The organism is Paracoccus sp. (in: a-proteobacteria) (assembly GCF_046289755.1).
Lineage (GTDB): Bacteria > Pseudomonadota > Alphaproteobacteria > Rhodobacterales > Rhodobacteraceae > Paracoccus.
Genome location: NZ_JBKBVD010000053.1, coordinates 1 through 22,941, shown reverse-complemented (window position 1 = coordinate 22,941; position 22,941 = coordinate 1). Strand labels below are relative to the sequence as shown.

Sequence of the window (22,941 nt, the reverse complement as noted above, 5' to 3'; positions counted from 1 at the left end):
CTCAGTTGGTAGAGCATCGGTCTCCAAAACCGAGGGTCGTGGGTTCGAGTCCCCCTGCCCCTGCCAGGTCAGGCCATCAGGCGAAGGGTTGCAAGCCGGGGCGTGGCTGGTTACATCACCCCCAGCACATCCAAGGAGCCTGAGCCGTGGCCAATCCTGTCCAGTTCATTAACCAGGTCCGCGCCGAGGCGGCAAAGATCAGTTGGCCCACGCGCCGCGAAGTGATCACGACGACGATCATGGTCTTTATCTTCGCCTCGTTGACCAGCCTGTTTTTCTTTCTGGTCGATCTGGCGATCCGCACGGGTCTGACGCAGGGACTGCGGTTGATCAGCGGCTGAGGCCGGGCCTGCGAACGGACCAGCGGGGCTTGCATTTGGCCGCCGGGGGCGGTATGTGCCCCGAACTGTCCGGCAGACGGCGTGCATCGAATTCGCGTGCGCGCCGCTTTCAATTTTGTCGGATGTATTTGAATTCAGAGCGTTGCGCATATCCTGCGTGATTCTCGGGGAAGAAGCAGGGGTCGATCGAGACATGGCAAAGCGTTGGTATTCGGTCAGCGTCCTGTCGAACTTCGAAAAGAAGGTCGCCGAGGCTATTCGCCAGGCTGTCGCCGAGAAGGGTCTTGAGGACCAGATCGACGAGGTGCTGGTGCCGACCGAAGAGGTCATCGAGATCCGTCGCGGCAAAAAGGTCACGTCCGAACGGCGCTTCATGCCGGGTTACGTGCTGGTCCACATGGACATGTCGGACCGCACCTATCATCTGGTGAACTCGATCAACCGCGTCACCGGGTTTCTGGGCGCGCAGGGCAAGCCGATGCCGATGCGCGACGGTGAAGTGAACGGGATGCTGAACCGCACGGGCGACGGGGAACCGGCCGCACCGCGCAACCTGATCCGCTTTGACGTGGGCGAGAAGGTGAACGTGACCGACGGTCCGTTCGAGGGCTTCTCGGGCATGGTCGAGGAAGTGGACGAGATTTCGTCGCGTGTGAAGGTCACCGTGTCGATCTTTGGCCGGCCCACGCCGGTCGAACTGGAATTCACGCAGGTCACCAAGGCCTCGTGATTGGTTGCGGGAGGCAACGGTCGTCTGACCCGAGCCGCACCGCTAAGTCGGCCCCCTTGCGGGCCTGATGATAAGGAGAAGGCCAGATGGCCAAGAAAGTTGTCGGCAGCCTGAAGCTGCAAATCAAGGCGGGTCAGGCGAACCCGTCGCCCCCCGTTGGCCCGGCTCTGGGTCAGCGCGGCATCAATATCATGGCGTTCTGCAAAGAATTCAACGCCAAGACGCAGGAGATGGAAGCGGGCTCGCCCGTGCCCGTCGTCATCACCTATTACGCTGACAAGTCGTTCACCTTCGAGACGAAGACGCCGCCCGCGTCCTTCCTGCTCAAGAAGGCGGCTGGCCTGAAGCCGGTGGGCAAGCGCAACCGCGCCAAGGGCTCTGACAAGCCGGGCCGGACCAATGCAGGTTCGGTGACCGTCAAGCAGGTCCGCGAGATCGCGGAAGCCAAGATGAAGGATCTGTCGGCCAATGACGTCGAGGCCGCGATGAAGATCATCGTCGGCTCCGCCCGGTCGATCGGTCTCGAGGTGAAAGGCTAAGCCATGGCAAAACTGTCCAAGAAAAAAGCCGCCGCCCGCGAAGCCTTTGACGGCAAAGCGAACCTCACGGTCGAGGATGCGGTCAAGCTGGTGAAATCCGCAGCTTCCGCGAAATTCGACGAAACCGTCGAGATCGCGCTGAACCTGGGCGTTGATCCGCGCCACGCCGACCAGATGGTCCGCGGCGTCGTCACCCTGCCCGCAGGCACCGGCAAGGACGTCCGCGTCGCCGTGTTCGCCCGTGGCCCCAAGGCTGACGAAGCCAAAGCCGCCGGTGCGGAAATCGTCGGCGCCGAAGACCTGATGGAGTCGATCCAGTCCGGCAAGATTGATTTCGACCGTTGCATTGCAACGCCGGACATGATGCCGCTGGTCGGCCGTCTGGGCAAGATCCTGGGCCCGCGCAACCTGATGCCGAACCCCAAGGTCGGCACCGTGACCATGGACGTGACCGCTGCGGTCAACGCGGCCAAGGGCGGTGAAGTCCAGTTCAAGGCCGAAAAGGCGGGCGTCGTCCATGCCGGGATCGGCAAGGTCTCGTTCGACGAGGACAAGCTGGTGCAGAACCTGCGCGCCTTCGTTGACGCGGTGCAGAAGGCGAAACCCACGGGCGCGAAAGGGACTTACATGAAGAAAGTCTCGATCAGCTCGACCATGGGTCCGGGCGTGTCGGTGGACGTTCCGTCCGCGACCGGCGCCTGAGGCCAAAGAATTTCCCGGCGTCCGATCCGTTCGGTGCCGGGGATGGCGGGGCGCGCCATATGCGCCCTGTCCTGTCCGAGACGGAGGGTGCCGGGAAACCGGCTTAATGTCCTTCCTGAGATGGGGAAGCATTTTTCCGAAGGCCCCCTTAGCCGGGGAACCTCCTTCGGGTGATCTTGCCCTAGCGGACCCGACCCGGCCCTGACAGGCCGGGGAAAGTGAGAGCGGGGGGAAACCCCCAACTTGGAGTGAAACCGTGGATAGAGCACAAAAAGAACAGGTGGTCGACGAGCTCGGCCAGATCTTTGAAAGCTCTGGCGTCGTGGTGGTTGCCCACTACGAGGGGATGACGGTTGCACATATGCAGGACCTCCGCGCGCGCATGAGCGACGCCGGTGGATCGGTTCGCGTTGCCAAGAACAAGCTCGCCAAGATCGCCCTGGAAGGTAAGCCTTGCGCAAGCATCGCTGATTACCTGACGGGCATGACCGTGCTTACCTATTCGGAGGATCCCGTGGCAGCTGCCCGGATCGCCGACAAATACGCCAAGGAAAACGACAAGTTCGTGATCCTGGGCGGTGCAATGGGTGACTCGGCTCTGGACCCCGCCGGTGTGAAAGCCGTCGCTTCGATGCCCTCGCGTGAAGAGCTTATCGCTCAGATCGTGTCGTGCCTCGGTGCGCCTGCCTCCAACATCGCCGGTGCCATTGGCGCGCCTGCTTCGAACATCGCGGGCATCCTCAGCACTCTGGAAGAGCGCGAGGCTGCGTAAGCAACCCCATTCCTTCGCGTGGTCGATGACCCGATGTTGGAACATTAACTGGAAAGAACGGAAAAATGGCTGATCTGAAGAAACTTGCCGAAGAAATCGTCGGTCTGACCCTGCTGCAGGCTCAGGAACTGAAAACCATCCTGAAAGACGAGTACGGCATCGAGCCGGCAGCCGGTGGCGCCGTCATGATGGCGGGCCCTGCCGCTGCTGCTGAAGCTGCGGAAGAGAAAACCGAATTCGACGTCGTGCTGACCGAAGCCGGCCCGAACAAGATCAACGTGATCAAAGAAGTTCGCGGCATCACCGGTCTGGGCCTGAAAGAAGCCAAGGACCTGGTCGAAGCTGGCGGCAAAGTCAAAGAAGGCGTCTCGAAAGCTGATGCCGAAGAAGTGAAGAAAAAGCTGGAAGATGCCGGCGCCAAGGTCGAACTGAAGTAATTGACCCTTGGGTCGGTCGCTTTGACCTATTGAACAGGGCAGGGTCCGGGGTTTCCCGGTCCCTGCCGAACCTGTCTTGAAGGGCGGTCCTGATACGGACCTTCTTTCAGGGCATGTTCGAGGTTCGGGAGCTTCGCGGTGGGACGCGCGGCACGAATGGAACCTCATCCCTGCATTCGTATGCCACGCCTTGGGGGCCCCGACCCGATGCGCGCGCGAAGACGAAAGGTGACGAGACCCCATGGCGCAAGCTTATGTCGGCCAAAAGCGTATCCGGCGCTATTACGGCAATATCCGCGAAGTTCTTGAGATGCCGAACCTCATCGAGGTTCAGAAATCCTCGTATGATCTGTTCCTGAACTCGGGCGAGGGAACCGGCCACAATGATGGCGACGGCATTCAGGGCGTGTTCCAGTCGGTGTTCCCGATCAAGGACTTCAACGAGACCGCCGTTCTGGAATTCGTGAAATACGATCTGGAAAAGCCGAAATATGACGTGGACGAGTGCCAGCAGCGCGACATGACCTATGCCGCGCCGCTGAAGGTCACCCTGCGTCTGATCGTGTTTGATGTCGATGAAAACACCGGCGCCAAATCGGTCAAGGATATCAAGGAACAGGACGTTTTCATGGGCGACATGCCCCTGATGACGACGAACGGCACGTTCATCGTGAACGGCACCGAGCGTGTGGTCGTGTCGCAGATGCACCGCTCGCCCGGCGTGTTCTTTGACCATGACCGCGGCAAGACGCACAGCTCGGGCAAGCTGCTGTTCGCCTGCCGCATCATTCCCTATCGCGGCTCGTGGCTGGATTTCGAATTCGACGCCAAGGATCTGGTGTTCGCGCGCATCGACCGTCGCCGGAAACTGCCCGTCACCACGCTGCTCTATGCGCTTGGCATGGACCAGGAGGGCATCATGGATGCCTTCTACGAAACCGTGAACTACAGCCTGCGCCGCGAGGGCCGGTCGCAGGGCTGGGTCACGCGCTTCTTCCCCGAGCGGATGCGTGGCACCCGTCCGGCCTTTGATCTGGTCAATGCCGAGACCGGTGAAGTCATCACCAAGGCCGGCGAAAAGGTCACCCCGCGTCAGGTCAAGCAACTGGTCGATGCGGGCGAGCAGGTGAACCTGCTCTTGCCGTTCGAGCGGATCGTGGGTCGTTTCGTCGCCAAGGATCTGGTCAACGAAGAGACCGGCTTTATCTATGCCGAAGCGGGCGATGAGATCACCGCCGAGTACAACAAGGAAGGCGACCTGTCGGGTGGCATTCTGAAGGTGCTGCTGGACAACGGGATCGACGAAGTGCCGGTGCTGGACATCGACCACGTCAATGTCGGTCCCTATATCCGCAACACGATGGCCGCCGACAAGAACATGGGCCGCGACGGCGCGCTGATGGACATCTACCGCGTCATGCGTCCGGGCGAGCCGCCCACCGTCGAGGCCGCGTCGAACCTGTTCAACTCGCTGTTCTTCGACAGCGAGCGTTACGACCTGTCCGCCGTGGGCCGGGTCAAGATGAACATGCGTCTGAATCTGGACGCGCCCGACACCCAGCGGACCCTGCGCCACGCGGATATCGTGGCCTGTATCCGTGGCCTCGTGGAACTGCGCGACGGCAAGGGCGAGATCGACGACATCGACCACCTGGGCAACCGCCGGGTCCGCTCGGTCGGCGAACTGATGGAGAACCAGTATCGCGTCGGTCTGCTGCGCATGGAACGTGCGATTCGTGAGCGTATGTCGGGCGTCGAGATCGACACCGTCATGCCGCAGGATCTGATCAACGCCAAACCGGCTGCGGCGGCGGTGCGTGAATTCTTCGGCTCCAGCCAGCTGTCGCAGTTCATGGACCAGACCAACCCGCTGTCCGAAGTGACGCATAAGCGCCGCCTGTCGGCCCTTGGGCCGGGCGGTCTGACGCGCGAGCGTGCGGGCTTTGAGGTACGCGACGTTCACCCGACCCATTACGGCCGGATGTGCCCGATCGAGACGCCGGAAGGTCAGAACATCGGTCTGATCAACTCGCTGGCCACCTTTGCCCGCGTGAACAAATATGGCTTCATCGAGACGCCTTACCGCAAGGTCATCGACGGTCAGGTCACCGACGACGTGGTCTATATGTCCGCGACCGAGGAAATGCGTCACACCGTGGCGCAGGCCAACGCGACGCTGGATGCCGAAGGCCGTTTCACGGACGAGCTGATCAGCACCCGCCAGTCGGGCGACTTCATGCTGAACCCGGTGGATGCGATCGACCTGATCGACGTCTCGCCCAAACAGCTGGTGTCGGTCGCCGCCGCGCTGATCCCGTTCCTTGAAAACGACGACGCCAACCGCGCTCTGATGGGCTCGAACATGCAGCGTCAGGCCGTGCCGCTTCTGCGCGCCGAGGCGCCGTTTGTCGGCACCGGCATGGAGGCGACCGTGGCCCGCGATTCGGGCGCCGCGATCATGGCACGCCGCAGCGGTGTGATTGATCAGGTCGATGCGCAGCGGATCGTTGTGCGTGCGACCGAAGACATGGGCGCGGGCGATGCGGGCGTGGACATCTATCGTCTGCGCAAGTTCAAACGCTCGAACCAGTCCTCGACCATCAACCAGCGCCCGCTGGTGAAGGTGGGCGAGAAGGTCGTGGCCAATCAGGTCATCGCGGACGGTCCCTCGACCGACCGGGGCGAACTGGCCATCGGTCGGAACGTGGTCGTCGCGTTCATGCCGTGGAACGGCTACAACTATGAGGACTCGATCCTGATCTCCGAGCGGATTCACCGCGACGACGTGTTCACCTCGATCCATATCGACGAATACGAAGTGGCGGCCCGCGATACGAAACTGGGGCCGGAAGAGATCACCCGCGACATTCCGAACGTGGGCGAAGAGGCCCTGCGCAATCTGGATGAGGCCGGTATCGTCTATATCGGTGCCGAGGTCGGACCGGGCGACATTCTGGTGGGCAAGATCACCCCCAAGGGCGAAAGCCCGATGACGCCGGAAGAAAAGCTGCTGCGCGCCATCTTTGGTGAAAAGGCCAGCGATGTGCGCGACACCTCGCTGCGTCTGCCGCCCGGCGCCTATGGCACGATCGTCGAGGTCCGCGTCTTCAACCGTCACGGTGTCGACAAGGACGAGCGCGCCCTGCAGATCGAGCGCGAGGAAGTCGAGCGTCTGTCGCGCGACCGCGACGACGAGCAGGCGATCCTGGACCGCAACATCTATTCGCGGCTCAAGACGCTGATCCTGGGCAAGACCGCGGTGAAAGGTCCCAAGGGCATCCGCTCGGGCACCGAGATCACCGAGGATCTGCTGGGCACCATGTCGCGTGGTCAATGGTGGCTGCTGGCCGTGTCCGAAGAGGATGTGGCCAAGGATGTCGAGGCGCTGAACCAGCAATACGACACCCAGAAAAAGCTGCTGGAAGCCCGCTTCGAGGACAAGGTCGAAAAGGTCCGTCAGGGCGACGACCTGCCGCCGGGCGTGATGAAGATGGTCAAGGTCTTTGTCGCCGTGAAGCGCAAGCTGCAGGCCGGTGACAAGATGGCCGGTCGTCACGGCAACAAGGGCGTCGTGTCCAAGGTGGTCCCGATGGAGGACATGCCGTTCCTGGCGGATGGCACCCCCGTCGATCTGGTTCTGAACCCGTTGGGCGTGCCGTCGCGCATGAACGTGGGTCAGATTCTGGAAACCCATATGGGTTGGGCCAGCCGCGCGTTGGGCCTGAAAATCGACGAGGCGCTGGAAGATTATCGCCGCAATGGCGACATGACCCCGGTCCGCGAGGCGATGCGCATCGGTTACGGCGACGAGCTTTATGCCGACACGTTCGACGGCATGGACGATGAGACGCTGCGCGAGCATGCCGATACGGTGCGCACGGGTGTGCCAATCGCCACGCCGGTCTTCGACGGTGCCAAAGAGGCTGACGTGAACGACGCGCTGCGGCGCGCCGGGTTCGACACCTCGGGCCAGTCGGTGGTGTTCGATGGCCGCACGGGCGAGCAGTTCGCGCGTCAGGTCACCGTGGGGATGAAATACGTCCTCAAGCTGCACCACCTTGTCGATGACAAGATGCACGCGCGTTCGACCGGTCCGTATTCGCTGGTCACTCAGCAGCCTCTGGGTGGTAAGGCCCAGTTCGGTGGCCAGCGTCTGGGTGAGATGGAGGTCTGGGCCCTTGAAGCCTATGGCGCCGCCTACACCTTGCAGGAAATGCTGACCGTCAAGTCGGATGACGTGGCCGGCCGCACCAAGGTCTACGAGTCGATCGTCAAGGGCGAAGACAACTTCGAGGCTGGCGTGCCGGAATCGTTCAACGTGCTGGTCAAGGAGGTCCGGGGTCTGGGCCTCAACATGGAACTCCTGGATGCGGAAGAGGAGGAGTGAGGGCCTAAGGCCCCCACTTCACCCCATCCCGTGCCCTTCATTAGGAATTGAAAATGAACCAGGAACTCGCCACCAACGCGCTGAACCCGCTGGCCGCGCCGCGTCAGTTCAGCGAAATCAAGATCTCGCTGGCCTCGCCCGAAGAAATTCTGGCATGGTCCTTCGGCGAGGTGAAAAAGCCCGAAACCATCAACTACCGCACGTTCAAGCCGGAACGTGACGGTCTGTTCTGCGCGCGCATCTTTGGTCCGATCAAGGATTACGAATGCCTGTGCGGCAAATACAAACGCATGAAATATCGCGGCCTCGTCTGCGAGAAATGCGGCGTGGAAGTGACCCTGCAAAAGGTCCGCCGCGAGCGGATGGGCCATATCGAACTGGCCGCACCTGTCGCCCATATCTGGTTTCTGAAGTCGCTGCCCTCGCGCATCGGCCTGATGCTGGACATGACGCTGCGCGATCTGGAACGTATCCTCTATTTCGAGAACTACGTCGTGATCGAGCCGGGTCTGACCGACCTGTCCTATGGCCAGTTGCTGAGCGAAGAGGAATTCCTCGACGCGCAGGACAACTTTGGCGCCGACGCGTTCCAGGCCGATATCGGTGCGGAAGCCATCCGCGCGATGCTGGCCAATATTGATCTGGCGGCAACCGCCGAGCAGCTGCGCGAGGACCTCAAGGAGGCCACGGGCGAGCTGAAACCGAAAAAGATCATCAAGCGCCTGAAGATCGTCGAGTCGTTCCTCGAGTCGGGCAACCGTCCCGAATGGATGGTGCTGACGGTCATTCCGGTCATCCCGCCGGAACTGCGCCCGCTGGTGCCGCTGGACGGTGGCCGGTTCGCGACCTCGGACCTGAACGATCTGTATCGCCGCGTCATCAACCGCAACAACCGCCTCAAGCGGCTGATCGAGCTGCGCGCGCCCGACATCATCGTGCGCAACGAAAAGCGCATGTTGCAGGAATCGGTCGATGCGCTGTTCGACAACGGCCGTCGCGGCCGCGTCATCACGGGCAACAACCGTCGCCCGCTGAAATCGCTGTCGGACATGCTGAAGGGCAAGCAGGGCCGCTTCCGCCAGAACCTTCTGGGCAAGCGCGTCGACTTTTCGGGTCGTTCGGTCATCGTGACTGGCCCGGAACTGAAGCTGCATCAATGCGGCCTGCCCAAGAAGATGGCGCTGGAGCTGTTCAAGCCGTTCATCTATTCGCGGCTTGAAGCCAAGGGTCTGTCCTCGACCGTCAAGCAGGCCAAGAAGCTGGTCGAAAAGGAACGCCCCGAGGTCTGGGACATCCTGGACGAGGTCATCCGTGAACACCCGGTTCTGCTGAACCGTGCGCCCACGCTGCACCGTCTGGGCATTCAGGCGTTCGAGCCGATCCTGATCGAAGGCAAGGCGATCCAGCTGCACCCGCTGGTCTGTTCGGCCTTCAACGCCGACTTTGACGGCGACCAGATGGCTGTCCACGTCCCGCTGAGCCTTGAGGCCCAGCTGGAAGCGCGCGTGCTGATGATGTCGACGAACAACGTTCTGTCGCCCGCCAACGGCGCGCCGATCATCGTTCCGTCGCAGGACATGATCCTTGGCATCTATTATGTCACGATGATGCGCGAGGGGATGAAGGGCGAAGGCATGGCCTTCTCCAACATCGACGAGGTCGAGCATGCTCTGGCCGCGGGCGAGGTGCATCTGCACGCCAAGATTCAGGCGCGCCTGAAGCAGATCGACGAGAATGGCAACGAGGTGTGGAAGCGCTTTGAAACCACGCCGGGCCGTCTGCGGCTTGGCGGCCTGCTGCCGCTGAACGCCAAGGCGCCGTTCGAGCTGGTCAACCAGCTGCTGCGCAAGAAAGACGTTCAGGTCGTCATCGACACCGTCTACCGCTACTGCGGTCAGAAGGAATCGGTGATCTTCTGTGACCAGATCATGACGCTCGGGTTCCGCGAGGCGTTCAAGGCCGGCATCAGCTTCGGCAAGGACGACATGGTGGTGCCCGACAACAAATGGACCATCGTGGAAGAGGTTCAGGATCAGGTCAAAGAGTTCGAGCAGCAGTATCTGGACGGTCTGATCACGCAGGGCGAGAAGTACAACAAGGTCGTGGACGCCTGGTCGAAGTGCAACGACCGCGTGACCGAAGCCATGATGTCCACCATCTCGTCGAAGAAGTTCGACGAGAACGGCGCCGAGGAAGAGCCGAACAGCGTCTATATGATGGCGCACTCCGGTGCCCGTGGTTCGGTCAACCAGATGAAGCAGCTGGGCGGCATGCGCGGGCTGATGGCCAAGCCTTCGGGCGAGATCATCGAGACGCCGATCATCTCGAACTTCAAGGAAGGTCTGACCGTTCTTGAATACTTCAACTCGACCCACGGCGCCCGCAAGGGTCTGTCGGACACCGCGTTGAAGACGGCGAACTCGGGCTATCTGACGCGGCGTCTGGTCGACGTGGCGCAGGACTGCATCATCCGCGAACATGATTGCGGCACCGAACGCGCGATCACGGCATCCGCTGCCGTGAACGACGGCGAGGTCATCTCGCCCCTGTCCGAGCGGGTTCTGGGTCGCACCACGGCCGAGGATGTGCTGGTTCCGGGCAGCGACGAGATCATCGTCCGCGCCAATGACGTGATCGACGAGCGCAAGGCCGATGCCATCGAGGCGGCGGGCGTGCAGACTGTGCGCATCCGCTCGGCCCTGACCTGCGAATCCGAGGACGGGATCTGCGCGCTGTGCTATGGCCGCGATCTGGCCCGCGGCACGCTGGTCAATATCGGCGAGGCTGTCGGCATCATCGCCGCCCAGTCGATCGGCGAGCCGGGCACCCAGCTGACGATGCGGACCTTCCACATCGGCGGCATTGCGCAGGGTGGTCAGCAGTCGTTCCAGGCCGCCTCGCATGAGGGCACCGTGTCGTTCCGCAACTCCAGCATCCTGGGCAACGCCAATGGCGAACAGGTCGTGATGTCGCGCAACATGCAGCTGCTGGTTCTGGACGATCAGGGGCAAGAGCGCGCCAGCCACAAGCTGTTCTACGGTTCGAAGCTGTTCGTGACCGAAGGCGAGCGTGTGGTTCGCGGCGGCAAGCTGTTCGAATGGGACCCCTATACCCTGCCGATCATCGCCGAAAAGGCGGGTGTGGCGCGCTTTGTCGATCTGTTGTCGGGGATCTCGGTCCGCGACGAGACCGACGATGCAACCGGCATGACGCAGAAGATCGTGACCGACTGGCGTTCCGCGCCCAAGGGCAGCGATCTGAAGCCCGAAATCATCATCATGGATGAAAACGGCGAGCCGGTGCGCAACGATCAGGGCAACCCGGTCAGCTATCCGATGTCGGTGGATGCGGTTCTGTCGGTCGAAGACGGTCAGGACATCAAGGCCGGCGACGTGGTGGCCCGGATCCCGCGCGAAGGCGCCCGGACCAAGGACATCACCGGGGGTCTTCCCCGCGTGGCGGAACTGTTCGAGGCCCGGCGTCCCAAGGATCACGCGATCATCGCGGAAATCGACGGCTATGTGCGGTTCGGCAAGGACTACAAGAACAAGCGCCGCATCAGCATCGAGGCCGCCGAAGAGGGCGCGCCGCCGGTCGAATACATGGTGCCGAAAGGCAAGCACATCCCGGTGCAGGAAGGCGACTTCGTGCAGAAGGGTGACTATATCATGGACGGCAACCCGGCGCCGCATGACATCCTGCGCATCATGGGGATCGAGGCCCTGGCCGACTATCTCATCGACGAGGTGCAGGACGTCTATCGTCTGCAGGGCGTGAAGATCAACGACAAGCATATCGAGGTGATCGTTCGCCAGATGCTGCAGAAGATCGAGATCCTGGACGGCGGCGAGACCACGCTGCTCAAGGGCGAACATGTCGAGCGTGACGAGTTCGTCGAGGAGAACGCCAAGATCGAGGCACGCGGCGGACGTCCCGCCACGGGCGAGCCGGTCCTGCTGGGCATCACCAAGGCGTCGCTGCAGACCCGCAGCTTCATCTCGGCGGCGTCCTTCCAGGAGACGACGCGTGTGCTGACCGAGGCTGCCGTTCAGGGCAAGCGCGACAAGCTGGTGGGCCTGAAAGAGAACGTCATCGTGGGCCGCCTGATCCCGGCGGGCACCGGTGGCGCCACCACCCGCGTGCGCCGCATCGCGACCGAGCGTGACCAGACGGTCATCGATGCCCGCCGCGCCGAGGCCGAGGCGGCTGCCGCTCTGGCCGCGCCGGTGCCGGACACCAGCGAGGCGTAAGCGCCCCGCCCATATGACTGCAAAGGCCCGGCCCAGTGCCGGGCCTTTGTCATTGCTGGCAGGGTGCAGATAGTTCTGCCTTCAGCGGTAGGGAAAATTGCGTGAAATCAGTGGGGCCTGTTCCCGATGCAAAGGCGGGCTTGCCTTTCCTGTCACAAAGGTCTGCCTCTGATGGGCCACAGCCCAATCTCCGCCCCGTGTTTTGATCCGGTCCGACATGTCGTGGCGCTCCTTCCTGTTCCGCCAGTGGCGAAGCCATCCCTGCTTTTCACTTTGGATGACCTCATGTCATCCGAAGGGCAAAGCAGGGTGGGCGCAGCCCGACCTGCGGCCGGACGGTGATCTGACACACGGGGCCGGAGCGGTGAAATTGGGAGGGACCCGCGCGCTTGCGCGTGGGAGGAACCGGATTTCTCCGTGGAGGCTGACGCGCAGCGGCACCAGAGCCCGTGTTCAGATCGCCGGCCGGATGGCAGGCGGAAAAAAGAAATGAAAGATCGTCAGCGGTGCCAGAGCGAAGCGGAGGCGCGGCTGTCCACTGGATCAGCGATCGCGGTGCCCGCGATCACCATATCTTTCGAAAAGCCACCTCTCAGCGGCCTGGTCGCATCGACGCGAAGAGCCCACACCGGATCTTGCTGGTTGCGGTGGGACATAGCGGCTAATCTGTCGTCCATGACAGGAGAGACGCCATGACAGAAAAAAGCCCTGACAGCGCAACACTTCCCCGCGCCGACGCTGAGGGCATTGTGAATGTGTTGGGCTTGGCTGAAAATCTGAAGACCGAGATGCGCCATAGCTGGTTGTCGAATGGCCGGCAGGAAAGTGTCGCGGAACATACGTGGATGATGTCAGTGGCGGCCGTCCTGATGGCCCCGCACCTTCAGCATTCTGTCGATCTGGGGCAGACCCTGAAGCTGATCGCACTTCACGACATAGCGGAGGCCATTACCGGGGATATTCCATACTTTGAGGAAAGCGCCCGTAAAAACACCAAGCTTGCCGATGAAGCCGAAGCAATGGAAGCAATGCGCGGAATGCTTCCAGCGGCTTCGGGAAGACTCCTTTTAGAGCTATGGCGCGAATACGAAGACTGCGAGACCGCAGAGGCAAAGTTTGCGCGAGCCCTCGACAAACTTGAGGTACAGCACCAACACAATCTTGCGGATCTACAGACCTGGACCGAACAGGAATTGTGTCTCGTCTACACCAAGATGGACCGCGAATGCGCCCACGATACAGCATTGATGACCCTACTTGCTGTCATCAGGTCAAGGGCAGAGAAGAAGATGCAGCAGGGTGGCATTGACCTAACCGAGATCAAGGCGCGCCTACCCTGACCAACCGCTCCATTCCCGCATAGCTGACGCCAAGGCGGCACACATGCATCGACGTGAAGAGCCCTGAGCAAACTAAGGGGTAAGGAAGAAGTGGATGGTTAACGCACCTAAGGCGATACTTTTTGACTTGGACGACACAATTCTAACCGAGGGTGATCGGCTCATCATACTGTTATTAGTGGCTGAGAAACTAGCTCACCGATTGGTTCCCTATAGCCCCGTAGCCATAGCCCACGCACTGGAAAATGCACTGGAAGCGTTCTGGTCTTCTCCTACGCATTCTAAGACAGCACGGCTCGGTTCCCACATAGGCATTAGGCAGGCACGAGAGTTGGTGATCTCGAACACTTTGCAAAAGCTCAACCTGCCTGACACTCATGTGGGCCCTGTCTTCTGCGACCTGTTCTCACAAGCCAGGACGGCTAGCGCCCGTATGTACGATGGAGCGAGGATCACGCTCGAAACGTTTCGACAAATGAACGTCCGGCTTGCCCTTGTAACAAATGGAGCGGCTGACGTTCAAAGAGAGAAACTGGAACGCTTTAATCTAACGCCGTTGTTTGACCACGTTCAAATTGAAGGTGAAATGGGTTTCGGCAAGCCTGATGAGCAAACCTATCTTCACGCAATGAAGGCCATGGATGTTGAGCCTGCGGGGACGTGGATGGTCGGCGACAATCTCGAATGGGAGGTGGCAGCTCCACAGCGACTCGGCATTCGTGCCATTTGGCACGATCACCGTCGCAGAGGCCTCCCACCGGATTGTCATGTCCAGCCCGACCATATCATCCTTGAGTGGAGTGAATTGCTTCCTTTAATCTGTCGTCCATGTCAGGAGAGACGCGATGACAAAACAAGTCCTTCGAGAGAACGTAATGATAAACATCCGCCCGGTCTGTCTCGGAGATCTTGATGCGCTGTATGCCATTTCCCTTGCCACCAGCTATGCCGGTGGAGATGCATCACATCTTCACAATGATCCGCAGATAACCGGGCAGATCTACTCCGCCCCGTATGCCGTGCTTGAGCCGCATCTCTGCCTCGTTATCGAAGATGCCAAGGGTGTTGCGGGCTTTGCCGTGGGAACGATCAACACACGGGCATGGGAGGATCGGCTTGAAAAAGAATGGTGGCCGCATCTCCGTGTGCGCTACGCCGATCCCGCAAGAGGATCAAAGGATGCATGGTCGGCGGATGAGCGTCGTGCCTTCATGATCCACCACCCGTCACGAGCGCCAGAAGCGCTGCTTTCTCAGTTTCCGTCCCATCTTCACATGAACCTTCTTCCTCGGATTCAAGGCATGGGGTTCGGCGCGGAGATGTTTGGGAGATGGCAGGATATGGCTGTCAAACGGGGGAGCAATGGCATCCATGTCGGGGTCAATCCCGCCAATAAGCGTGCAATCGGTTTTTGGGAAAGCCTCGGTTTCACCGAGCTTCGCCTCGAAGGTGTGGAACGGAACCGGACCATCTGGATGGGTTTCAGCTAAAGACGAGGCCCCATGGTCTGTCTACGCGATCTATAGCTGTTCTTGGAGCGTCCGCTTGGTCCGCATAGCTGCCGGTCAACCACCGGCCTCATCCGTCTGCTTTGCGGGACGAAGCAGACATTGGAAGGTGGTCGGCACCTGCACTTAGTACGTCGTCAATTTGAAGTTGGAAAAACTTGTACGAAGGCGGCATCGCCGCTGGCGGAGAACAGGACCGCCCTGCTTTTCTGATCGCGCTTGGCCCATGAAAGTGCCTCGATCCGGCCAAGAAAGGCACGGCCAAGGCTGCCCGCAAGGTGGGGGCGCCGTTCGCTCCAGTCCAAGCACTCGCGGCACAAAGGCACCTTCATTTTACGAAGATCTTCGAGATCAATCCCAAATTTTGCTACGAACGCAGCACCTGCAACTGTCAGCGTGACACCCGCGACGGCAGCGTCAAGAAAGCCCCTCTCCAGCAGGCTGTCGTAAAGGCGCGTACCCATATCGCCCGCAAGATGGTTGTAGCAAACCCGCGCCTTGCGAAGGCTCTCATCTTTTGGCCCGGTGCGCTTTCGTAAATGGCCTGTCCCTGCGGCAAGCCCCATCAGCGCTTCCAGCACATGCGCGACATCGTCGTTAGCTAGGGAAAAATACTTATGACGGCCCTGTTTGCGCGGACGCAGTAACCCGCCTTCTTCCATCTTGGAAAGATGCGAGCTTGCCGTCTGAACAGTCACACCAGCTTCCGCGGCCAGTTCACTCACGGTCAAAGCCTTGCCGCTCATCAAAGCGGTCAGCATGTTGGCCCGTGCAGGGTCGCCGATCAAGGCGGCGATGTAGGCTATATCAGGACCTTCTTTCATAGTTCGACGCTAGCCGAACCATTTGTCTTTCGCAAGAATGTAGAATTCTGGAACACCAGACCCAGAAGGACCACACGATGCTGACCTGTGTCATTCGCTATGATATCGACCCAACGAAACGTGCCCAGTTCGCCGAATATGCTCGCAACTGGGGGCAAGCCATCCCGCGTTGCGGTGCCGATCTGATCGGATACTTTGCGCCGCACGAAGGCTCCAGCTCCTTGGCCTATGGCATCTACAACGTGGCGAGCCTCGCCGACTACGAGGCCTATCGGGAACGACTGGCGGCTGATCCCTTGGGGCGTGAGAACTACGATTTCGCTCAGAAGGAGAAATTCCTGCTGCGCGAAGACAGGACATTCCTGAAACTAGTGTCAGCACCCCATGGCGCAGGCACTCAAGAATGATTGCCGTGATTTTCGAGGTCCATCCAGCGACGGGCCGCACGGACGATTACCTGCGCATCGCGGCGGTGATGCGACCGATGATCGAGCAGGTCGAGGGCTTCATTTCAGTGGAGCGGTTTCAAAGTCTGACGGACCCGAGCAAGGTTCTGTCCCTTTCGTTCTTTGAGGACGAGGCGGCGGTTACGCGATGGCGCACCGTATCTGCCCATCGCGGTGCGCAAGATAAGGGACGGAGCGATGTCTTTGGTGACTACCGCCTTCGCATCGCCCACGTGGTGCGCGACTATGGTATGTTTGACCGCGTCGAAGCGCCTGCGGACAGCAAACTGGCGCATGGGCAATGACCGCTGTGGGCTCTTCACGTCGATGCCGTGCCGACCGATGACTGTCCGCTTTCGTCAAGCTGGCAAGCCCGAGAGGCAGACTGCCTGACAGAAAAGGCAGAACTATGTGCCACAGAACAATTGCGGTTGACCGCATTCCGGTTGACCCCCGCCGCGCGCCCGCGATACTCGGGCCCAACGGGCAGGAGGGGTCATGCGCATTCAGGTTCTGGGGCTGTGCCGCTTTTCGATGCTGGTGCAGGGCGATTTCCAGACCACCGGCGATGATCTGGCCCGCAACCGCGCCATCCTCTATGACCCCGCCCGGATGGAACAGCGCCTGCGCTGGTTCGAGACGCTGTGCCTGCCGCCGCTGATGTGGCAGACCGATCCCGATTTTACCCTGATCGTCGCCACCGGCGAGGACCTGCCGCAGCCCTGGATCGGGCGTCTGCGCCGCATCGCCGAGGCCGTGCCGCAGATCCGGCTGGAACAGGTGCCCCCCGGTCGCCACGCCGAGATCTGCAAGACGCTGCTGGCCCGCCACACGGAACCGGGCGCCGATGTCGTGGCGCAGTTCCGCATGGATGACGATGATGCGGTCTGCCGCGATTATGTCGCCCGCGTGCGGCGCGACTGGCGGCTGGTGGCGCCGATGATGGGCGGGCAGGCGCCGGTCGCGCTGGATTACGGGCGCGGCTTCGTGCTGGAGCAGGGCCGCGACGGCGCCCTGTCGCTGCGCTGCGAGCTGACGCATTTCTGGGTGCCGGCGCTGACGCTGTATTTTCCCGGCGGCACGCCGCGTTCGATCATGAACTACCGGCACGACTGGATGTGGCGCTTCGTGCCCACGATCAGCCGTCCCGACGGGGTGATGTGGGTGCGCGGTTTCCACGCCAGCAATGACAGCCCCCGCGACCCCTATGGACATCGCCGCATCGAGATGGAGGATGACGAGGTCCGGGCCACGTTGCTGCGCCGTTTCGGCCTTGGCCGGGACGAGCTGTTCACAGCCCTCTCTGCGCGATCCGAAACCTCGCGGGCCTGAGCCCCCAACCCAAGCAAGGCCCCCATGGCTCCGTCCCTGATCTCTCCGCTGCGCCGCGTCCGGCCTGCCTCGATCCGCCCCGATCCGCTGCAACCGGGGGACAATCTGCGCGGGGCGGCGCTGATGTGCGCCTCGATGATCGGGTTCACCTGCAACGATGCGGTGATGAAGTTCGTGACGCAGGACATGCCGCTTTATCAGGCGATCACCCTGCGCGGGCTGATGGTCATGGCGGCGCTGGCGTTGCTGGCGCAGCGCGATGGCGGGTTGCGGCTGCGCATCGCGCCGGTCTCGCGCTGGCCGATGGCGCTGCGGGTGGTGGGCGAGGTCGGCTCGACGCTGCTGTTTCTCAACGCCTTGCAGCATATGGCGATCGGCGATCTGTCCGCGATCATGCAGGCGCTGCCGCTGGCGGTGATGCTGGGGGCGGCGCTGTTCTTTGGCGAGACACTGGGCTGGCGGCGCATCACCGCCGTCGTGGTCGGAATGGCGGGGGTGATGCTGATCCTGCGGCCCGGTACCGGCGCCTTTGGCATCTGGTCGCTGGTGGGGCTGGGCGCGATGCTGATGGTGACCCTGCGCGACCTGATCACCCGCCGCCTGGGGCGCGAGACCAGCTCGGCCACTATCGCGTTCTATGCCGCCGTCGCAGTGACGCTGATCGGCTTCGGGCTGAGCCTGGGGCAGGGCTGGGTGATGCCGCGACCGGGGCAGGTGCTGTTGCTGCTGCTGGGCGCGGGCTTTCTGACGGTCGGCTATATCTGCGCGGTCGCGGCGATGCGTGTGGGCGAGATTTCGGCGGTGGCGCCGTTCCGCTATACCTCGCTGCTGACGGCGATCTTTCTGGGGCTGCTGGTCTTTGGCGAATGGCCGGATATGTGGACATGGGCCGGCTCGGGGCTTGTCGTGGGGGCCGGGATCTATACGATCTGGCGCGAAAGCAGACTGGGGCGGCGGCGCTGATGCGGGTGCAGTTGCTGGGCCTGTGCCGCTTTTCCTATGTGGGATTGCGCGGCTATCAGGTCGAACATGCGACATATGAGGAACGCCGGGCCTATCTGTACGCGCCCGAGCGGCTGGCCCGGCGCTGGCTGTGGTTCACCGAGGTGGCCCTGCCGGGTTGGCGCGCACAGAGCGACCCCGATTTCACGCTGGTCGTGATGACCGGCCCGGACCTGCCCGAACCCTACCTGTCGCGTCTGCGCGCGCTGTGCGCGCAGATCCCGCAGCTTCGCCTTGAGCTGGTCCCCCCGATGGAGCGTCATCTGGCCGCCTGCCGCGCGGCCATCGCGCCGCATGTCGATCCGCAGGCCGATGTGATCGGCCATTTCCGCCATGACGATGATGACGCGGTGGCGCTGGACTATATCGCCGCCACCCGCCGCGATTTCGCGCAGGTCGCGGGGCTGTGGCAGGCCGAGGGCAAGCTGTCGCTGGATTACGGGCGCGGGCTGATGCTGCGGATCGAGGGCGGGCAGATGACCGTCACGCCGCGCATCTGTCACAATATGGGCGTCGCGCTGACCATCTTCCTGCGCCCCGACATGCCGGAAACCGCGCTGCATTACGACCATTCCAAACTGGCGCAATGGATGCCCGGCGTCTCGGTGAACAGGCCGCTGATGTTCATCCGCTCGATCCATGGCGACAGCGACAGCGGTTCGGCCGGGCCGGGCATGCCATGGGATCTGGACGCGGCCGATCTGGGCCGTCAGCTGCGCCAGCGCTTTGGCCTGCGCCGCGCCCTGCTGAAGGATCTGGCACAGCGTCTGGACTAGCGCACCGGACGGGCTTGCCGTGCCAGCCGGGCAGGGGGCGCTTGTTGACAGGAGGGGCGATTCACCTTATAGCCCCGCTACCCGGAACATCACTGTCCGGGTGCCAGAACCGATATGGTCATGATCCGGGCCATAAACGCCCCGATCCTCTGGAATTATGCCCGTCAGCCCTTTATGGGCCGGACGGGCTTGGCATTTTGCGATTCGCGCAAAGTGCCGTCGAGAAGCGGCGCAACCGGAATGGTTGCGAGTATTGACAGAGCAAGACGGGGAACCGAATGCCGACGATCCAACAGCTGATCCGCAAACCGCGGCAGCCGAAAGTGCAGCGCTCGAAGTCGCAGCACCTTCAGGGCTGCCCGCAGAAACGCGGTGTCTGCACGCGCGTCTACACCACGACGCCGAAAAAGCCGAACTCCGCTATGCGTAAGGTCGCCAAGGTGCGCCTGACGAATGGTTTCGAGGTCATTTCCTATATTCCGGGCGAAAAGCACAACCTGCAGGAACACAGCGTCGTGCTGATCCGCGGCGGCCGCGTCAAAGACCTTCCGGGTGTCCGTTACCACATCCTGCGCGGTGTGCTGGATACCCAGGGTGTCAAAGATCGTCGCCAGCGTCGTTCGAAATACGGCGCCAAGCGTCCGAAATAAGGAGAGGCATCCATGTCCCGTCGTCACGCCGCTGAAAAGCGCGAAGTCCTGCCCGACGCCAAATATGGCGATCGCGTGCTGACCAAATTCATGAACAACCTGATGGTTGACGGCAAGAAATCGATCGCCGAGCGGATCGTCTACAACGCGCTGGAGCGCGTCGAGACCCGTCTCAAGCGCGAGCCGATCGAAGTCTTCCACGAGGCGCTGGAAAACGTGAAACCCTCGGTCGAGGTGCGTTCGCGCCGCGTCGGTGGTGCCACCTATCAGGTGCCGGTCGAGGTTCGTCCGATCCGCCGCGAGGCGCTGGCCATCCGCTGGCTGATCACGGCCGCGGCCAAGCGCAACGAAAACACGATGGAAGAGCGCCTTGCGGGCGAGCTGTCCGATGCCGTCAATGGCCGCGGAACCGCCGTGAAGAAACGCGAAGACACGCACAAGATGGCCGACGCCAACAAAGCGTTCAGCCACTACCGCTGGTAAGGCAAGAGGATTCAGACCATGGCACGCGAATATCCGCTGCAGCGTTATCGTAACTTTGGCATCATGGCGCATATTGATGCCGGGAAAACGACGACGACCGAGCGTATCCTTTATTACACCGGCAAGTCGCACAAGATCGGCGAAGTGCATGACGGCGCCGCGACCATGGACTGGATGGAGCAAGAGCAGGAGCGCGGCATCACGATCACGTCTGCCGCGACCACCACGTTCTGGCAGCGTCAGGAAGACCCCACCACCGAGGGGACCTCTGACACCAAGTACCGCTTCAACATCATCGACACGCCCGGCCACGTCGACTTCACCATCGAAGTCGAGCGTTCGCTGGCGGTGCTGGATGGTGCGATCTGTCTGCTGGACGCCAATGCCGGTGTCGAGCCGCAGACCGAAACCGTCTGGCGTCAGGCCGACCGCTACAAGGTTCCGCGGATCGTGTTCGTCAACAAGATGGACAAGATCGGCGCCGACTTCTTCAACTGCGTGAAGATGATCAAGGAACGCACCGGCGGCACCCCGTGCCCGATCGCCCTGCCGATCGGCGCCGAGGACAAGCTGGAAGGCATCATCGACCTGATCAAGATGGAAGAATGGGTGTGGGAAGGTGAAGACCTTGGCGCATCCTGGTTCCGCCGTCCGATCCGCGACGAGCTGAAGGATCTGGCCGACGAGTGGCGGATGAACCTGCTGGAACTTGTCGTCGAGCAGGACGATGCCGCGATGGAAGCCTACCTTGAGGGCAACGAGCCCGACGAGGCGACCCTGCGCGGCCTGATCCGCAAGGGCACGCTGTCGCTGTCCTTCTTCCCGGTCACCGCCGGTTCCGCGTTCAAGAACAAGGGCGTGCAGCCGCTGCTGAACTCGGTCATCGACTTCCTGCCCTCGCCGCTGGACGTGCCTGCCTATATGGGCTTCACGCCGGGCGACGAGACCGAGACCCGCAACATCGAACGCCGCGCTGATGACAGCCAGCCGTTCTCGGGTCTGGCCTTCAAGATCATGAACGACCCCTTCGTCGGCTCGCTGACCTTCACGCGCATCTATTCGGGCGTGATGAAAAAGGGCGATCAGATGCTGAACGCCACCAAGGGCAAGCGCGAGCGCGTTGGCCGGATGATGATGATGCACTCGATCAACCGCGAGGAAATCGAGGAAGCCTTTGCAGGCGACATCATCGCGCTGGCCGGTCTGAAGGACACGACCACGGGCGACACGCTGTGCGACACCACCAGCCCCGTCGTTCTGGAAACCATGACCTTCCCCGAGCCGGTGATCGAGATCGCCGTCGAGCCCAAGTCGAAAGCCGATCAGGAAAAGATGGGCCTGGCCCTTCAGCGCCTGTCGGCCGAAGACCCGTCCTTCCGTGTGGAAACCGATCTTGAATCGGGCCAGACGATCATGAAGGGCATGGGCGAGTTGCACCTCGACATCCTCGTTGACCGCATGAAGCGCGAATTCAAGGTCGAGGCGAATATCGGCGCCCCGCAGGTGGCTTACCGCGAAACGATCAGCCAGCAGGCTGACATCGACTATACGCACAAGAAACAGACCGGTGGCACCGGCCAGTTCGCGCGCATCAAGCTGACCATCACCCCGACCGAGCCGGGCGAAGGCTATTCGTTCGAATCGAAAATCGTGGGCGGCGCGGTGCCGAAGGAATACATCCCGGGTGTCGAAAAAGGCATCAAATCGGTGATGGATTCGGGCCCGCTGGCTGGCTTCCCGGTCATCGACTTCAAGGTCGCGCTGACGGATGGCGCCTTCCACGACGTCGACTCGTCGGTGCTGGCATTCGAGATCGCGGCCCGTGCGGCGATGCGCGAAGGTCTGAAAAAGGCCGGTGCGAAACTGCTGGAACCGATCATGAAGGTCGAGGTCGTCACGCCGGAAGAATATACCGGCTCGATCATCGGTGACCTGACCAGCCGTCGTGGCATGGTCCGGGGGCAGGACAGCCGCGGCAACGCGAATGTCATCGACTGCTTTGTGCCGCTGGCCAATATGTTCGGTTACATCAACAACCTGCGTTCGATGTCGTCGGGCCGTGCGGTGTTCTCGATGCAGTTCGACCACTATGAGGCCGTGCCGCAGAACATCTCGGACGAGATCCAGAAGAAATACGCCTGATCTTGCGGCGGGGCATGAACCCCGCCACTTTACCAGCATAGAAGAACAAGGAGCCATTCCATGGCAAAGGCAAAGTTTGAACGGAACAAACCGCACGTCAACATCGGGACCATTGGTCACGTTGACCACGGCAAGACGACGCTGACGGCCGCGATCACGAAGTATTTCGGCGAATTCCGCGCCTATGACCAGATCGACGGCGCGCCCGAAGAAAAGGCCCGCGGGATCACGATCTCGACCGCGCATGTGGAATACGAATCCGAAGCGCGCCACTATGCGC

The 22,941-nt window shown here is 61.7% G+C and carries 21 protein-coding genes; 20 read left to right on the top strand and 1 reads right to left on the bottom strand.

Going from position 1 to position 22,941, the window contains the following annotated elements:
* The first annotated feature begins 146 nt into the window (after nucleotides 1-146).
* From secE to ACK41U_RS16185, 11 genes are all read left to right on the top strand, one after another.
* The gene (secE, locus tag ACK41U_RS16235) at nucleotides 147-341 is read left to right on the top strand and encodes a preprotein translocase subunit SecE (RefSeq protein ID WP_409682282.1); all 195 of its coding nucleotides are present in this window, start codon (nucleotides 147-149) and stop codon (nucleotides 339-341) included.
* A gap of 193 nt (nucleotides 342-534) precedes the next feature.
* On the top strand, nucleotides 535-1,071 hold the full coding sequence (gene nusG / locus ACK41U_RS16230; RefSeq protein WP_409682279.1) for a transcription termination/antitermination protein NusG: 537 nt from the start codon (nucleotides 535-537) through the stop codon (nucleotides 1,069-1,071).
* Nucleotides 1,072-1,157: 86 nt separating this feature from the next.
* Nucleotides 1,158-1,610 (top strand): 50S ribosomal protein L11, encoded by a 453-nt coding sequence (rplK, locus tag ACK41U_RS16225; RefSeq protein ID WP_409682277.1) that lies wholly within the window; start codon nucleotides 1,158-1,160, stop codon nucleotides 1,608-1,610.
* Nucleotides 1,611-1,613: 3 nt separating this feature from the next.
* Nucleotides 1,614-2,312: a 50S ribosomal protein L1 gene (gene rplA / locus ACK41U_RS16220; protein ID WP_409682274.1), complete on the top strand. Its 699-nt coding sequence runs from the start codon at nucleotides 1,614-1,616 to the stop codon at nucleotides 2,310-2,312.
* Between the two features lie 256 nt (nucleotides 2,313-2,568).
* The gene (rplJ, locus tag ACK41U_RS16215) at nucleotides 2,569-3,084 is read left to right on the top strand and encodes a 50S ribosomal protein L10 (protein WP_409682272.1); all 516 of its coding nucleotides are present in this window, start codon (nucleotides 2,569-2,571) and stop codon (nucleotides 3,082-3,084) included.
* A 65-nt stretch (nucleotides 3,085-3,149) separates the two neighbouring features.
* Nucleotides 3,150-3,521 carry a 50S ribosomal protein L7/L12 gene (gene rplL, locus ACK41U_RS16210; protein WP_409682269.1) on the top strand — a complete coding sequence of 124 codons (372 nt, stop codon included), beginning with the start codon at nucleotides 3,150-3,152 and terminating at the stop codon, nucleotides 3,519-3,521.
* Nucleotides 3,522-3,762: 241 nt separating this feature from the next.
* Nucleotides 3,763-7,908 (top strand): DNA-directed RNA polymerase subunit beta, encoded by a 4,146-nt coding sequence (gene rpoB, locus ACK41U_RS16205; protein ID WP_409682266.1) that lies wholly within the window; start codon nucleotides 3,763-3,765, stop codon nucleotides 7,906-7,908.
* Nucleotides 7,909-7,961: 53 nt separating this feature from the next.
* On the top strand, nucleotides 7,962-12,158 hold the full coding sequence (gene rpoC, locus ACK41U_RS16200) for a DNA-directed RNA polymerase subunit beta' (RefSeq protein ID WP_409682263.1): 4,197 nt from the start codon (nucleotides 7,962-7,964) through the stop codon (nucleotides 12,156-12,158).
* Nucleotides 12,159-12,850: 692 nt separating this feature from the next.
* Nucleotides 12,851-13,498 (top strand): HD domain-containing protein, encoded by a 648-nt coding sequence (locus ACK41U_RS16195; RefSeq protein WP_409682261.1) that lies wholly within the window; start codon nucleotides 12,851-12,853, stop codon nucleotides 13,496-13,498.
* Nucleotides 13,499-13,592: 94 nt separating this feature from the next.
* Complete coding sequence (locus ACK41U_RS16190) at nucleotides 13,593-14,411, top strand: HAD family hydrolase (protein ID WP_409682258.1); 819 nt, start codon at nucleotides 13,593-13,595, stop codon at nucleotides 14,409-14,411.
* Nucleotides 14,374-14,988, top strand: coding sequence for a GNAT family N-acetyltransferase (locus ACK41U_RS16185; protein WP_409682255.1), 615 nt, complete (start codon nucleotides 14,374-14,376; stop codon nucleotides 14,986-14,988). The genes ACK41U_RS16190 and ACK41U_RS16185 overlap by 38 nt, the downstream gene beginning before the upstream one ends.
* 155 nt (nucleotides 14,989-15,143) lie before the next feature.
* Here ACK41U_RS16185 and ACK41U_RS16180 read toward each other — a convergent pair whose 3' ends face one another.
* Nucleotides 15,144-15,830 carry an ArsR/SmtB family transcription factor gene (locus tag ACK41U_RS16180; RefSeq protein WP_409682253.1) on the bottom strand — a complete coding sequence of 229 codons (687 nt, stop codon included), beginning with the start codon at nucleotides 15,828-15,830 and terminating at the stop codon, nucleotides 15,144-15,146.
* A 77-nt stretch (nucleotides 15,831-15,907) separates the two neighbouring features.
* Between ACK41U_RS16180 and ACK41U_RS16175 the strand changes: the two genes are divergently transcribed.
* The 9 genes from ACK41U_RS16175 to ACK41U_RS16135 form a co-directional block, all read left to right on the top strand.
* Nucleotides 15,908-16,237 carry an NIPSNAP family protein gene (locus ACK41U_RS16175; RefSeq protein ID WP_409682250.1) on the top strand — a complete coding sequence of 110 codons (330 nt, stop codon included), beginning with the start codon at nucleotides 15,908-15,910 and terminating at the stop codon, nucleotides 16,235-16,237.
* Nucleotides 16,234-16,581: an antibiotic biosynthesis monooxygenase family protein gene (locus ACK41U_RS16170; RefSeq protein ID WP_409682247.1), complete on the top strand. Its 348-nt coding sequence runs from the start codon at nucleotides 16,234-16,236 to the stop codon at nucleotides 16,579-16,581. Before ACK41U_RS16175 ends, ACK41U_RS16170 begins: the two co-directional genes overlap by 4 nt.
* Nucleotides 16,582-16,774: 193 nt before the next feature.
* On the top strand, nucleotides 16,775-17,608 hold the full coding sequence (locus ACK41U_RS16165; protein ID WP_409682244.1) for a glycosyltransferase: 834 nt from the start codon (nucleotides 16,775-16,777) through the stop codon (nucleotides 17,606-17,608).
* Between the two features lie 24 nt (nucleotides 17,609-17,632).
* Entirely contained in the window at nucleotides 17,633-18,571 is a 939-nt protein-coding gene (locus ACK41U_RS16160; protein WP_409682241.1) for a DMT family transporter, read from the top strand.
* A complete protein-coding gene (locus tag ACK41U_RS16155; RefSeq protein WP_409682238.1) occupies nucleotides 18,571-19,386 on the top strand; it encodes a glycosyltransferase in 816 nt (271 codons plus the stop codon). The genes ACK41U_RS16160 and ACK41U_RS16155 overlap by 1 nt, the downstream gene beginning before the upstream one ends.
* A gap of 278 nt (nucleotides 19,387-19,664) precedes the next feature.
* Nucleotides 19,665-20,036, top strand: a complete 372-nt coding sequence (rpsL, locus tag ACK41U_RS16150; protein ID WP_022705687.1) for a 30S ribosomal protein S12 — start codon at nucleotides 19,665-19,667, stop codon at nucleotides 20,034-20,036.
* Nucleotides 20,037-20,048: 12 nt separating this feature from the next.
* On the top strand, nucleotides 20,049-20,519 hold the full coding sequence (gene rpsG, locus ACK41U_RS16145) for a 30S ribosomal protein S7 (RefSeq protein ID WP_135312072.1): 471 nt from the start codon (nucleotides 20,049-20,051) through the stop codon (nucleotides 20,517-20,519).
* An 18-nt stretch (nucleotides 20,520-20,537) separates the two neighbouring features.
* Nucleotides 20,538-22,661 (top strand): elongation factor G, encoded by a 2,124-nt coding sequence (gene fusA, locus ACK41U_RS16140; RefSeq protein ID WP_409682234.1) that lies wholly within the window; start codon nucleotides 20,538-20,540, stop codon nucleotides 22,659-22,661.
* A gap of 60 nt (nucleotides 22,662-22,721) precedes the next feature.
* On the top strand, nucleotides 22,722-22,941 hold a 220-nt coding region (locus tag ACK41U_RS16135; protein ID WP_409682231.1), incomplete at its 3' end, for a GTP-binding protein.